Source organism: Photorhabdus thracensis (assembly GCF_001010285.1).
GTDB classification, from domain to species: Bacteria; Pseudomonadota; Gammaproteobacteria; order Enterobacterales; family Enterobacteriaceae; genus Photorhabdus; species Photorhabdus temperata.
The window spans coordinates 1,681,711-1,694,167 of the sequence record NZ_CP011104.1 but is presented as its reverse complement, the minus strand read 5'-3'; the positions used below and the strand labels follow the sequence as shown (position 1 = coordinate 1,694,167).

Below are 12,457 nucleotides of genomic sequence, written 5' to 3'. Positions count from 1 at the left end.
GATTCAGCTTGTTGAACAGATTGGTTCTGATGGTTGTGCGGCCCGGGGAAACGGGGGCGAGCATAACGGTCGGGATGAAATGAATTTGCCTGGCGGGGATAGCGCGGTGGTCCCACCTGACCCCATGCCGAACTCAGCAGTGAAACGCCGTAGCGCCGATGGTAGTGTGGGGTCTCCCCATGTGAGAGTAGGGAACTGCCAGGCTTTAATTTTTTTGGGTTTGCGTTAATATTGACTGCGAGCCACTATTGCTGATATGGCTCAGTTGGTAGAGCACACCCTTGGTAAGGGTGAGGTCCCCAGTTCGAATCTGGGTATCAGCACCATGATAATATATAAAGAATTTGTCTGGCGGCGATAGCGCGGTGGTCCCACCTGATCCCATGCCGAATTCAGCAGTGAAACGCCGTAGCGCCGATGGTAGTGTGGGGTCTCCCCATGTGAGAGTAGGGAACTGCCAGACTTTGTTTTAAGACAAAAAGGTCACCCAAAAGGGTGGCCTTTTTGCATTTAGCGAAAAAACTAACTTCGTTTTCCAACTGTTTTCCATGTCTATAGGCTGATAAACTACTTATTAAATAGCTTTATTGAGTATTGAGTAAATGCTTTCCCTTAAAGAGTTTAATACTTTTGGGTTATCAGCCCATGCTAAATGTTTAGATATAGCTGAATCTGCTGAATCTTTATTAGCTTTATGGCAGAAAGCCAAAAGCCAAAAACAACCTGTACTGCTGCTTGGTGGGGGTAGTAATGTTTTATTTACTGAAGATTTTGAAGGAACTGTGATTCTGAATAGAATCATGGGGATTCAATACCAGGAAACTGATGAATCATGGCGTCTACATGTAGGAGCGGGAGAAAATTGGCACGAGTTAGTCTGTTATTCTCTTAAAAATCAGATTTATGGGTTAGAGAATCTGGCGTTAATTCCAGGTTGCGCTGGTGCGGCACCGATTCAAAATATTGGCGCATATGGTATTGAATTTAGAGATGTATGTGAGTACGTAGATGTCCTGAATCTGGAAACTGGAGAACAAACGCGTCTTAGTGTTGATGAATGTCAGTTTGGGTATCGAGATAGTGTTTTCAAGCATAAATATCAAGAAAGTTATTTTATTATCTCTGTAGGCTTACTGTTGAAGAAGAATTGGCAGCCGATGTTGAGTTATGGTGATTTGACTAGGTTGTCGAGAGGTAGTGTAACTCCTCAGCAGATCTTTGATTCAGTATGTACAATGCGCACCAGTAAATTACCTGATCCTGCAATAACAGGAAACGCAGGTAGTTTCTTTAAAAATCCAATTGTCAGTGCGGAAGTTGCGGTAAAAATTAAAGAAAGTTACCCTGATAGCCCCCAGTATCCTCATGCTAATGGGATGTTCAAATTAGCGGCAGGTTGGCTCATTGAACGGTGTAATTTAAAAGGTTATCGCATCGGTGGTGCATCTGTGCATCTTAGGCAAGCTCTAGTATTGATAAATCAGGGAAATGCGACAGGTAAGGATATAATCGCATTGGCTGCCTATATTCGCCAGCAAGTGATAAGTAAGTTTGGTGTATTACTTGAACCTGAGGTGCGTTTTATTGGTTCTAAAGGCGAAATTGATGCTGTGGAATGTATTTCATGAAAGATATAACTGTACCATTACAATTGATTAAAATTTTGTCTGATGGTGAAGTCCATTCTGGCCAACAACTGGGGCAAGATTTAGGGATGAGTAGGGCTGGAATTAATAAGCATATACAGACAATTCGTGAATGGGGAATTGAACTGGAAACTGCTCCTGGCAAAGGTTATAGCCTCATGTCACCTATGCAGCTACTTGATGAATGCACTATTTTGCAATATTTACCTCAGGATCGTATAGCTGTTTTGCCAGTTATTGATTCGACTAATCAGTATCTACTTGAACGTTTATCTGAGTTAAAGTCAGGGGATGCCTGTGTTGCAGAATACCAGTATGCTGGCAGAGGGAGGCGTGGACGGAAATGGATTTCGCCCTTTGGTAAGAATCTTTACTTATCTATGTATTGGCGTCTTGAACAAGGACCAGCTGCGGCAATCGGATTGAGTCTGGTTGTCGGTATTGTTATTGCTGAAGTATTGCATCGATTTGGCGCTGATAGAATTAGGGTAAAATGGCCAAATGATTTATATCTTGATGACAAGAAGTTAGCAGGAATTTTAGTCGAATTAATGGGAAAAACGGGTGATGCTGCTCAGGTTGTGATCGGTGCAGGTATAAATATTGCGATGGATCATAAGGACGAAGAATCTATTAATCAGCAATGGGTTAATTTGCAGCAGGCTGGAATTGAAATTGATCGTAATAAATTGGCTGTAGAAATAATACTTGATCTGAGGAAAGCTCTGATGCAGTTTGAAAATGAAGGTTTGTCTTCATTTATCTCCCGGTGGTTTGAGTTAGATAATTTTATGGATAGGCCAGTAAAATTAATTCTTGGTAGTCAGGAAGTTTATGGCATAGCGAGAGGTATTAATCAGCAAGGTGCTTTGTTACTTGATCAGAATGGTGTAATCACGCCATATATCGGTGGTGAGATTTCTTTGAGAGGTTGTTAAGAACAACCGGAAGAGAGATATCTTCCGGGTTCGGAAACTATTTTTACTTACGTAACCTTACGCTTTCAATAGTGTGATTCGTGCCTTTTGTCATGATTAGGCTTGCTCGTTCTCGCGTTGGTAGAATATTTTGTTGCAAGTTTAAGCCATTGATCTCTTGCCAGATATCAGATGCAATGTTTATGGCCTCTTCTTCTGATAACTTGGAATAACTGTGGAAATAAGAATCTGGATCTGAAAAGGCGCCCTGACGAAATTTTAGGAACCGACTGATATACCAACTTTGGAGTAATTTTTCTGGTGCATCGACGTAGATAGAGAAGTCGACAAAATCAGAGACAAATACATGGTGCGGGTCATGGGGATAATCCATACCGCTTTGTAATACATTCAGACCTTCCAGAATCAAAATATCTGGTTGTTCAATGAACTTTTGTTCATTTGGTACGATATCATAGGTAAGGTGAGAGTAAACTGGCGCAGATACTTGTTTGGAGCCTGATTTAATATCAGATACAAATTTTACTAGGCTATGCATATCATATGATTGTGGGAACCCTTTCTTTTTCATCAATCCACGTTCATTTAGCACGCTGTTAGAATGTAGAAAGCCATCTGTAGTAATTAATTCTACACTTCTGTGTTCAGGCCAACGACTCAGCAGTGCTTGTAATAGACGTGCAGTAGTACTTTTGCCAACAGCAACACTGCCAGCAATGCCTATGACATAAGGGACCTTTTGTCCATCAGTGCCTAGGAATTGTTCGAGCACTGCTTGGCGACGTAAATTTGAGCTGATGTAAAAATTAAGTAAACGAGATAAAGGAAGGTAAATCTCAACAACTTCTTCTAAAGAAATTTCTTCATTGATCCCTTTTAAATCAATTAATTCTTCTTTTGTTAATGTCAGTGGAACTGAATCACGTAAGGTTGCCCATTGTTCACGATTGAATTGCAAATATGGAGTAGCCAAAAAAGGTTCTTTTTTATTCATAAACCAACATCTGCCTGTTTGTGCAGGTTGAACAGGTTGTAATAAACAACCTGTACCCGACAAAAAATAAATTGCATCATATCGACTGAGGAGCAACAGGCGTAGGCTTTTTTGTATTTTTGGCGGTTTTTTTTGATAAGAAATGCAGAATTGTAAAAAATTGAGTTGTTTTATTTACTGCCAGCTTAGGTTGTTTGTTTAATAATGGAAATTTGACTGACGGCAAATGAAGTAATTTATCGAGTTTTATAGAGGATTATAATCAGTTCCTTAATAGTTATAGATAATTTTTTGTTTGTTATTTGATCTGAATCTATTGAAAAAAGCAGCTGATTAGATAAGAATGAGCGTTTTATGACCGAATGATCAGGTTGAGGCAATTTTTTTGTTGCATAGAGTGTTCACACTGCCTAGAATGCGCAGCACTTGATGCCGGCATAGCTCAGTTGGTAGAGCAACTGACTTGTAATCAGTAGGTCCCGAGTTCGACTCTTGGTGCCGGCACCATTAAAAATTTGGATAGGGTGGGGTTCCCGAGCGGCCAAAGGGAGCAGACTGTAAATCTGCCGTCACAGACTTCGAAGGTTCGAATCCTTCCCCCACCACCAAACAATCAGATTTAGTCTTGAGTGTTCTGCTCGAGTAGTTACTCCAAGCGAAGCACATTGAGATACATGTACAGCTGATTAAAGTCAGGTAGCCGAGTTCAATGCGGGCATCGTATAATGGCTATTACCTCAGCCTTCCAAGCTGATGATGCGGGTTCGATTCCCGCTGCCCGCTCCAAGATGTGCTGATATAGCTCAGTTGGTAGAGCACACCCTTGGTAAGGGTGAGGTCGGCAGTTCGAATCTGCCTATCAGCACCACTTCCTTATGTCCTTGTCTCCTGATTTTCGTCCTGTAAGCAATATTCAACAAGCAACAGCTTGGTTGATGTGGTGAAACCACCGATTCCGTGTCTTAGAGGGACAATCTAATGTCTAAAGAAAAGTTTGAACGTAAAAAACCGCACGTTAACGTTGGTACTATCGGCCACGTTGACCATGGTAAAACTACCCTGACTGCTGCCATCACTACTGTACTGGCTAAAACCTACGGTGGTAACGCTCGTGCATTCGACCAGATCGATAACGCGCCGGAAGAAAAAGCGCGTGGTATCACCATCTCTACTTCTCACGTAGAATACGATACCCCAAGCCGTCACTATGCGCACGTTGACTGCCCAGGCCACGCCGACTACGTGAAAAACATGATCACCGGTGCTGCCCAGATGGACGGCGCGATCCTGGTAGTTGCAGCAACTGATGGTCCAATGCCACAGACTCGTGAGCACATCCTGTTAGGCCGTCAGGTAGGCGTTCCTTACATCATCGTGTTCCTGAACAAATGTGACATGGTAGACGACGAAGAGCTGCTGGAACTGGTTGAGATGGAAGTGCGTGAGCTGCTGTCTCAGTACGATTTCCCAGGCGACGACACGCCGGTAATCCGTGGTTCTGCCCTGAAAGCACTGGAAGGTGACGCAGAGTGGGAAGCGAAAATCATTGAACTGGCTGATGCCCTGGATAGCTACATTCCAGAGCCAGAGCGTGCTATTGACCAGCCATTCTTGCTGCCAATTGAAGACGTATTCTCTATTTCAGGCCGTGGTACTGTCGTTACCGGTCGTGTAGAGCGCGGTATCGTTAAAGTGGGTGAAGAAGTTGAAATCGTGGGTATCAAAAATACTGCGAAAACAACTTGTACCGGCGTAGAAATGTTCCGTAAACTGCTGGACGAAGGCCGTGCGGGTGAGAACGTGGGTGTTCTGCTGCGTGGTACTAAACGTGACGAAATCGAACGTGGTCAGGTACTGGCAAAACCAGGTTCAATCAAGCCACACACCACTTTCGAATCAGAAGTTTATATTCTGAGCAAAGACGAAGGCGGCCGTCATACTCCGTTCTTCAAAGGCTACCGTCCACAGTTCTACTTCCGTACAACTGACGTGACCGGTACTATCGAACTGCCAGAAGGCGTAGAAATGGTGATGCCAGGTGATAACGTTCAGATGGTTGTTACCCTGATTGCACCAATCGCGATGGACCAGGGTTTGCGCTTCGCAATCCGTGAAGGTGGCCGTACAGTAGGTGCTGGTGTTGTTGCTAAAGTCATTGCTTAATAGCTTGATCATATATTTAGTCCTAGAACAAGCTTGAACTCCGGTTTACTTTAGAATAGACACCTGGTGTACTACATCAGGTGTCTGTCGGTTGATATCTTTAAATATATCTTTTCCTTGAATTGCCTACATGAATCATCTTGGGGTACTTCTAGTCTCTGGTTTTTGACTGTGACACTTTGTAGTTTGTCCTTGGAGGCATTATCCGCCTGTGCTACCAGGATGCTCTGGGTACATCTATACTTATCACCCATTCATTATTGAATATGTTAACGTTTATTCTTATGCCAAGTCCATTCCCATACAACTAAGCATGTGAATCCTGCAATATCGTAAAACAAATGATCTCTCTCCTTCCTTCCAATCATCAGCTCTAGAACAAGTTGTTGGTATAGGAAATAGTGTAGTTGCTGTGTCTTTAATATGTGGTTGGTTTAGCTAAATTTTATTTAGGATGGGATAAGTTTAATAAAGATACCAGTAGTGATAAAAGACTTGCCCATCAGAATATTATGAGGATGAGTGAACCACTTCCATCTGATGAAGGTGAAAGGAAATTTGGAAGAGCTGGATCAGAGAATTAAAATACGAATGATTATTGAAATGATACTCATTATTATTTAATATAAGCTATAATATGTGCCAGAGAGTGCTATTTATGTATGTTTGCCTATGTAATGCGGTGAGTGACAGAACAATACGTAACGCGGTGCGTCAGCATCATATTCACTCTATCAGAGAACTAAAACGTATTGTGCCTGTAGGCCGTGATTGTGGTAAATGCATACGCCAAGCTAGAGAGCTAATTAATGAGGAAATTGCACAACTGCCTAAGATAGATAACGTTGCTTGATAAAAAATAAGGTAAGTTTACTACTACTCTGCTAAATAGGTACTACACTTTAAGTACTGGAAGCGGAGGAGTAGGCTATGAAAGGTGATATAAAAATAATTGTTCATTTGAACAAACTTCTTGGAAATGAGCTTGTTGCAATTAATCAGTATTTTCTGCACGCCCGGATGTTCAAAAACTGGGGCCTTACCCGGCTTAATGATAAGGAATATCATGAATCTATCGATGAAATGAAACATGCTGATAGGTACATTGAACGTATCCTTTTTCTTGAGGGAATTCCTAATTTGCAGGATTTAGGAAAACTTAACATCGGAGAAGATATTGAAGAAATGCTCAAATCCGACTTGCAACTCGAATTGCAAGGAACTAAGGATTTGAGAGAAGCTATCGCTTATGCTGATTCGATTCATGACTATGTTAGCCGTGATTTGATGATCGATATCTTAGATGAAGAAGAAGAGCACATAGATTGGTTGGAAACTCAGTTTGAATTAATTGAACGCATGGGGATTCAAAATTATACCCAGGCACAGATCCTTGAAGGAGAATAGCCCTGGAAAAATGCCCTATCTACTAAAGCTAGGGCATCTTATTTTGTACTCATTTTATCGCATTATTGCACTCCGAACAGATTTTCATCTGTATCTTGCTTTGCTAATTGATTTACGTATAATACGCGAACTTACTTTGAGTAAGTCTGATTTGTAGTCAGTAAGTAAATGTGCAGTGTTTTTTCTGCCATTTAAAAATACTCCCGATATGGGGGTTATATATTGAACGATTACACTCTCCCATCAATCGAAATGGGTACGAGGAGTAATTATTTACGTTTATAAAATAGTTGGAGCTCTGGTCTCATGCAGAACCAAAGAATCCGTATCCGCCTGAAAGCATTTGATCATCGTTTGATCGATCAATCAACTGCGGAAATTGTCGAGACCGCTAAGCGCACTGGTGCGCAGGTTCGTGGTCCGATCCCGCTGCCGACTCGTAAAGAGCGTTTTACCGTTCTGATTTCTCCGCATGTTAATAAAGATGCGCGTGATCAGTACGAAATTCGCACTCATAAGCGTCTGGTTGACATCGTTGAGCCAACCGAGAAAACCGTTGATGCTCTGATGCGTCTGGATCTGGCTGCCGGTGTAGACGTGCAGATCAGCCTGGGTTAATCAGGTCATTGAACGATTGAGAGGTTGAAACAATGATTGGTTTAGTCGGTAAAAAAGTGGGTATGACTCGTATCTTCACTGAAGATGGCGTTTCAATCCCTGTAACTGTTATCGAAATTGAAGATAACCGTGTTACTCAGGTTAAAGATCTGAATAGCGACGGTTATCGTGCAATTCAGGTTACTACTGGTAGCAAAAAAGCTAACCGTGTAAACAAACCTGAAGCAGGTCATTTCGCTAAAGCTGGCGTTGAAGCTGGCCGTATCCTGCGTGAATTCCGTCTGTCTGAAGACGAAGAATATGCTGTAGGTCAAAGTATTAGCGTTGAAGTTTTCGCTGACGTTAAGAAAGTCGATGTTACTGGTACATCTAAAGGTAAAGGTTTTGCTGGCACTGTTAAGCGCTGGAACTTCCGTACCCAAGATGCTAGCCACGGTAACTCTTTGTCTCACCGTGTTCCGGGTTCTATTGGTCAGAACCAAACTCCGGGCAAGGTATTTAAAGGCAAGAAAATGGCAGGCCAACTGGGTAATGAGCGTGTAACCGTTCAAAGCCTGGATGTAGTACGTGTTGACGCTGAGCGCAACCTGCTGCTGGTCAAAGGTGCTGTTCCAGGTGCAACTGGTGGCAACCTGATCGTAAAACCGGCTGTCAAGGCGTAACGTCGAGGAGATAGGAATGGAATTGGTAATGAAAGACGCGCAAGGCGCGCTGACTGTTTCCGAAACTACCTTCGGGCGTGATTTCAATGAAGCGCTTGTGCATCAAGTAGTTGTTGCTTACGCAGCTGGTGCACGTCAAGGTACTCGTGCTCAGAAAACCCGTGCTGAAGTTTCTGGTTCAGGTAAAAAACCATGGCGTCAGAAAGGCACTGGTCGTGCACGCTCTGGTTCTATTAAGAGCCCAATTTGGCGCTCTGGTGGTGTAACTTTCGCAGCTAAGCCACAGGACCACAGTCAAAAAGTTAATAAGAAAATGTACCGCGGTGCTCTGAAAAGCATCCTGTCTGAACTGGTACGTCAAGATCGTCTGATCGTTGTCGAGAGTTTTTCTGTAGAAGCGCCTAAAACTAAGCTTCTGGTTCAGAAACTGAAAGAAATGGCTCTGGAAGATGTGCTGATTATCACTGGTGAAGTTGATGAGAACTTGTTCTTAGCAGCTCGCAACCTGTACAAGGTTGACGTTCGTGATGCAGCTGGTATCGATCCAGTTAGTTTGATCGCCTTCGATAAAGTGGTTATGACTGCTGACGCTGTGAAGCAAGTTGAGGAGATGCTGGCATGATCCGTGAAGAACGTCTGCTAAAAGTACTGCGCGCGCCGCACGTATCTGAAAAAGCTTCTACAGCGATGGAAAAAAGCAATACCATCGTTCTCAAAGTTGCAAAAGACGCGACTAAAGCAGAAATTAAAGCTGCTGTGCAGAAATTGTTTGAAGTCGAAGTTGAAGGTGTTAACACTTTGCTGGTTAAAGGCAAAACTAAACGCCACGGTCAGCGTATTGGTCGTCGTAGCGACTGGAAAAAAGCTTATGTCACTCTGAAGGAAGGCCAGAATATGGACTTCATCGGTGGTGCAGAGTAAGTCGGAGGAGTAAAGAACAATGGCAATTGTTAAATGTAAACCTACGTCTCCGGGCCGTCGCCACGTTGTTAAAGTGGTTAACCCTGAGCTGCATAAGGGTAAACCTTATGCTCCGTTGCTGGAAAAAAGCAGCAAAACCGGTGGTCGTAACAACAATGGCCGTATTACCACTCGTCACATCGGTGGTGGCCACAAACAGCACTATCGTTTGATTGACTTCAAGCGTAACAAAGATGGTATCCCTGCTGTAGTTGAGCGTTTGGAATATGATCCAAACCGTTCAGCAAACATCGCCCTGGTTCTGTATAAAGACGGTGAACGTCGTTATATTCTTGCACCTAAAGGCCTGAAAGCTGGTGATCAGATCCAATCTGGTGCTGATGCAGCTATCAAAGCTGGTAATGCATTGCCAATGCGTAATATCCCGGTTGGTTCTACTGTACACAACGTAGAGATGAAGCCGGGTAAAGGCGGTCAGTTGGCTCGTTCCGCTGGTGCATATGTTCAGATCGTTGCTCGTGATGGTTCTTATGTAACCTTGCGTTTGCGTTCTGGTGAAATGCGTAAAGTTCTGTCTGACTGCCGCGCTACTTTAGGTGAAGTTGGTAACGCAGAGCATATGCTACGCGTTCTGGGTAAAGCTGGTGCAAGTCGCTGGCGTGGCATTCGTCCTACCGTTCGTGGTACGGCGATGAACCCAGTAGATCACCCACATGGTGGTGGTGAAGGTCGTAACTTTGGTAAACATCCTGTAACTCCTTGGGGTGTTCAAACTAAAGGTAAGAAGACCCGTAGTAATAAACGTACTGATCAGTTCATTGTACGTCGCCGTACTAAAAAATAATTAGAGGATAAGCCATGCCACGTTCTCTCAAGAAAGGTCCATTTATTGACCTGCACTTGCTGAAGAAGGTAGAGAAAGCGGTGGAAAGCGGAGACAAAAAGCCTATTAAGACTTGGTCCCGTCGTTCAACGATCTTTCCTAACATGATCGGTTTGACCATCGCTGTCCATAATGGTCGTCAGCATGTACCAGTTTTTGTTTCCGACGAAATGGTTGGTCACAAACTAGGTGAATTTGCGCCGACTCGTACTTATCGCGGCCATGCGGCCGATAAAAAGGCTAAAAAGCGCTAAGGTAGGAGGAAGAGATGGAAACTATCGCTAAACATCGCCACGCTCGTTCTTCTGCTCAGAAGGTTCGCCTTGTAGCTGACCTGATTCGCGGTAAGAAAGTGTCGCAAGCTCTGGAAACTTTGGCCTATACCAACAAGAAAGCTGCTGGTTTAGTGAAGAAGGTACTTGAGTCTGCTATTGCTAATGCAGAACACAACGATGGTGCTGACATTGATGATCTGAAAGTCACGAAGATTTTCGTAGACGAAGGCCCTACCATGAAGCGCATTATGCCTCGTGCGAAAGGTCGTGCAGATCGCATCCTGAAGCGCAGCAGCCACATTACTGTGGTTGTGTCCGATCGCTGAGACTCTGGAGACTAGCAATGGGTCAGAAAGTACATCCTAATGGTATTCGCCTAGGTATCGTCAAACCTTGGAACTCTACCTGGTATGCGAATACCAAAGAATTCGCTGACAACCTGGACAGCGATTTTAAAGTGCGCCAGTACTTGAACAAAGAACTGGCAAAAGCGTCTATTTCACGCATTGTTATTGAACGTCCTGCTAAAAGCATCCGTGTAACTATTCACACTGCTCGCCCAGGTATCGTAATCGGTAAGAAAGGTGAAGACGTAGAAAAATTGCGTAAAACTGTAGCGGAAATCGCTGGTGTGCCTGCGCAAATTAATATCTCTGAAGTGCGTAAGCCTGAGCTGGACGCTAAACTGGTTGCTGATAGTATCACTTCGCAGCTGGAACGTCGTGTTATGTTCCGCCGTGCTATGAAGCGCGCAGTTCAGAATGCAATGCGTTTGGGTGCTAAAGGCATTAAAGTGGAAGTCAGTGGCCGTTTGGGCGGTGCTGAAATTGCGCGTACTGAATGGTATCGTGAAGGTCGTGTACCATTGCACACACTGCGTGCAGACATCGACTATAATACTTCAGAAGCGCACACCACTTATGGTGTACTCGGCGTTAAGGTGTGGATCTTCAAAGGTGAGATCTTGGGTGGTATGGCTGCTGTTGAACAGGCGGAAAAACCGGCTGCGCAACCTAAAAAGCAGCAGCGTAAAGGCCGCAAGTAAGGAGAGTCGCTGATGTTACAACCAAAGCGTACGAAATTCCGTAAAGTGCATAAAGGCCGTAACCGTGGCCTGGCAGCAGGTGCGGATGTTAGCTTCGGCACTTTCGGTCTGAAAGCTGTGGGCCGTGGTCGTCTGACTGCACGTCAGATTGAAGCGGCACGTCGTGCTATGACCCGTGCAATTAAACGTCAAGGTAAAATCTGGATCCGTGTATTCCCAGACAAACCTATCACTGAAAAGCCACTCGAAGTGCGTATGGGTAAAGGTAAAGGTAACGTAGAATATTGGGTTGCCTTGATCCAGCCCGGTAAAGTCCTTTATGAAATGGACGGTGTGCCTGAAGAGCTGGCTCGTGAAGCATTCAAGCTGGCAGCAGCGAAACTGCCTATCAAAACCACCTTTGTAACTAAGACGGTGATGTAATGAAAGCACAAGAGCTGCGCGAAAAAAGCGTTGAAGAGCTGAACACTGAGCTGCTGAACCTGCTGCGTGAACAATTTAACCTGCGTATGCAGGCAGCAAGTGGCCAGCTACAACAGTCTCATCTGTTGAAACAAGTGCGTCGTGATATCGCACGCGTTAAGACTTTACTGACTGAGAAGGCGGGTGCGTAATGACCGATAAAATCCGTACTCTGCAAGGTCGTGTTGTTAGTGACAAGATGGAAAAATCTATTGTTGTTGCTATTGAACGTAAGGTGAAACATCCTCTGTATGGTAAGTTCATCAAGCGTACGACTAAACTGCACGTACATGACGAGAACAATGAATGTGGAATCGGTGATGTAGTGGAAATCCGCGAAACCCGTCCATTGTCCAAAACTAAATCTTGGACCTTAGTTCGCGTTGTAGAGAAAGCGATTCTGTAAGCTGACTCGAATAGAGTAAACGGCTCAGATTATGGGC

The 12,457-nt window shown here is 44.0% G+C and carries 17 protein-coding genes, 5 tRNA genes and 2 rRNA genes; 23 read left to right on the top strand and 1 reads right to left on the bottom strand.

The window, feature by feature from the left end:
• Nucleotides 1-88: 88 nt before the first annotated feature.
• The 5 genes from rrf (VY86_RS07015) to birA all read left to right on the top strand — a co-directional run bounded on the left by rrf (VY86_RS07015) (nt 89) and on the right by birA (nt 2,584).
• Nucleotides 89-204, top strand: a 5S ribosomal RNA gene (gene rrf, locus VY86_RS07015).
• Nucleotides 205-250: 46 nt separating this feature from the next.
• A tRNA-Thr gene (locus VY86_RS07010) sits at nt 251-326 on the top strand.
• A gap of 21 nt (nt 327-347) precedes the next feature.
• Nucleotides 348-463: ribosomal RNA gene (rrf, locus tag VY86_RS07005) — 5S ribosomal RNA — on the top strand.
• 139 nt (nt 464-602) lie between these two features.
• A complete protein-coding gene (gene murB, locus VY86_RS07000) occupies nt 603-1,628 on the top strand; it encodes a UDP-N-acetylmuramate dehydrogenase (protein WP_046974417.1) in 1,026 nt (341 codons plus the stop codon).
• The gene (gene birA / locus VY86_RS06995; RefSeq protein ID WP_046974416.1) at nt 1,625-2,584 is read left to right on the top strand and encodes a bifunctional biotin--[acetyl-CoA-carboxylase] ligase/biotin operon repressor BirA; all 960 of its coding nucleotides are present in this window, start codon (nt 1,625-1,627) and stop codon (nt 2,582-2,584) included. The genes murB and birA overlap by 4 nt, the downstream gene beginning before the upstream one ends.
• A 43-nt stretch (nt 2,585-2,627) precedes the next feature.
• Here the strand turns inward: birA and coaA are convergent, their stop codons facing one another.
• Entirely contained in the window at nt 2,628-3,578 is a 951-nt protein-coding gene (gene coaA, locus VY86_RS06990) for a type I pantothenate kinase (protein ID WP_046974415.1), read from the bottom strand.
• Between the two features lie 431 nt (nt 3,579-4,009).
• Between coaA and VY86_RS06985 the strand changes: the two genes are divergently transcribed.
• From VY86_RS06985 to rpsQ, 18 genes are all read left to right on the top strand, one after another.
• Nucleotides 4,010-4,085 (top strand) — tRNA-Thr (locus VY86_RS06985).
• A 16-nt stretch (nt 4,086-4,101) separates the two neighbouring features.
• Nucleotides 4,102-4,186 (top strand) — tRNA-Tyr (locus VY86_RS06980).
• Between the two features lie 103 nt (nt 4,187-4,289).
• Nucleotides 4,290-4,364 (top strand) — tRNA-Gly (locus VY86_RS06975).
• A gap of 6 nt (nt 4,365-4,370) precedes the next feature.
• A tRNA-Thr gene (locus VY86_RS06970) sits at nt 4,371-4,446 on the top strand.
• 110 nt (nt 4,447-4,556) lie between these two features.
• Complete coding sequence (gene tuf, locus VY86_RS06965; RefSeq protein WP_046974414.1) at nt 4,557-5,741, top strand: elongation factor Tu; 1,185 nt, start codon at nt 4,557-4,559, stop codon at nt 5,739-5,741.
• A gap of 658 nt (nt 5,742-6,399) precedes the next feature.
• Complete coding sequence (gene bfd / locus VY86_RS23130; protein WP_071880992.1) at nt 6,400-6,594, top strand: bacterioferritin-associated ferredoxin; 195 nt, start codon at nt 6,400-6,402, stop codon at nt 6,592-6,594.
• 77 nt (nt 6,595-6,671) lie between these two features.
• A complete protein-coding gene (gene bfr / locus VY86_RS06960; RefSeq protein WP_046974413.1) occupies nt 6,672-7,148 on the top strand; it encodes a bacterioferritin in 477 nt (158 codons plus the stop codon).
• 306 nt (nt 7,149-7,454) lie between these two features.
• On the top strand, nt 7,455-7,766 hold the full coding sequence (rpsJ, locus tag VY86_RS06955) for a 30S ribosomal protein S10 (protein ID WP_001181005.1): 312 nt from the start codon (nt 7,455-7,457) through the stop codon (nt 7,764-7,766).
• Nucleotides 7,767-7,798: 32 nt separating this feature from the next.
• Complete coding sequence (rplC, locus tag VY86_RS06950; RefSeq protein ID WP_046974412.1) at nt 7,799-8,428, top strand: 50S ribosomal protein L3; 630 nt, start codon at nt 7,799-7,801, stop codon at nt 8,426-8,428.
• A 16-nt stretch (nt 8,429-8,444) separates the two neighbouring features.
• Nucleotides 8,445-9,050 carry a 50S ribosomal protein L4 gene (gene rplD, locus VY86_RS06945; protein WP_021322797.1) on the top strand — a complete coding sequence of 202 codons (606 nt, stop codon included), beginning with the start codon at nt 8,445-8,447 and terminating at the stop codon, nt 9,048-9,050.
• Entirely contained in the window at nt 9,047-9,349 is a 303-nt protein-coding gene (gene rplW, locus VY86_RS06940) for a 50S ribosomal protein L23 (protein ID WP_021322796.1), read from the top strand. The genes rplD and rplW overlap by 4 nt, the downstream gene beginning before the upstream one ends.
• A gap of 19 nt (nt 9,350-9,368) precedes the next feature.
• Complete coding sequence (gene rplB / locus VY86_RS06935) at nt 9,369-10,193, top strand: 50S ribosomal protein L2 (RefSeq protein WP_021322795.1); 825 nt, start codon at nt 9,369-9,371, stop codon at nt 10,191-10,193.
• Between the two features lie 14 nt (nt 10,194-10,207).
• Nucleotides 10,208-10,486 carry a 30S ribosomal protein S19 gene (gene rpsS / locus VY86_RS06930; protein WP_011148791.1) on the top strand — a complete coding sequence of 93 codons (279 nt, stop codon included), beginning with the start codon at nt 10,208-10,210 and terminating at the stop codon, nt 10,484-10,486.
• A 14-nt stretch (nt 10,487-10,500) separates the two neighbouring features.
• Nucleotides 10,501-10,833, top strand: coding sequence for a 50S ribosomal protein L22 (gene rplV / locus VY86_RS06925; protein WP_046974411.1), 333 nt, complete (start codon nt 10,501-10,503; stop codon nt 10,831-10,833).
• A 17-nt stretch (nt 10,834-10,850) separates the two neighbouring features.
• The gene (rpsC, locus tag VY86_RS06920) at nt 10,851-11,552 is read left to right on the top strand and encodes a 30S ribosomal protein S3 (protein WP_015836279.1); all 702 of its coding nucleotides are present in this window, start codon (nt 10,851-10,853) and stop codon (nt 11,550-11,552) included.
• Between the two features lie 12 nt (nt 11,553-11,564).
• The gene (rplP, locus tag VY86_RS06915) at nt 11,565-11,975 is read left to right on the top strand and encodes a 50S ribosomal protein L16 (RefSeq protein ID WP_012990491.1); all 411 of its coding nucleotides are present in this window, start codon (nt 11,565-11,567) and stop codon (nt 11,973-11,975) included.
• Complete coding sequence (rpmC, locus tag VY86_RS06910) at nt 11,975-12,166, top strand: 50S ribosomal protein L29 (RefSeq protein ID WP_021322794.1); 192 nt, start codon at nt 11,975-11,977, stop codon at nt 12,164-12,166. Before rplP ends, rpmC begins: the two co-directional genes overlap by 1 nt.
• Nucleotides 12,166-12,420 carry a 30S ribosomal protein S17 gene (gene rpsQ, locus VY86_RS06905; RefSeq protein ID WP_011148786.1) on the top strand — a complete coding sequence of 85 codons (255 nt, stop codon included), beginning with the start codon at nt 12,166-12,168 and terminating at the stop codon, nt 12,418-12,420. Before rpmC ends, rpsQ begins: the two co-directional genes overlap by 1 nt.
• The last annotated feature ends 37 nt before the right edge of the window (nt 12,421-12,457 follow it).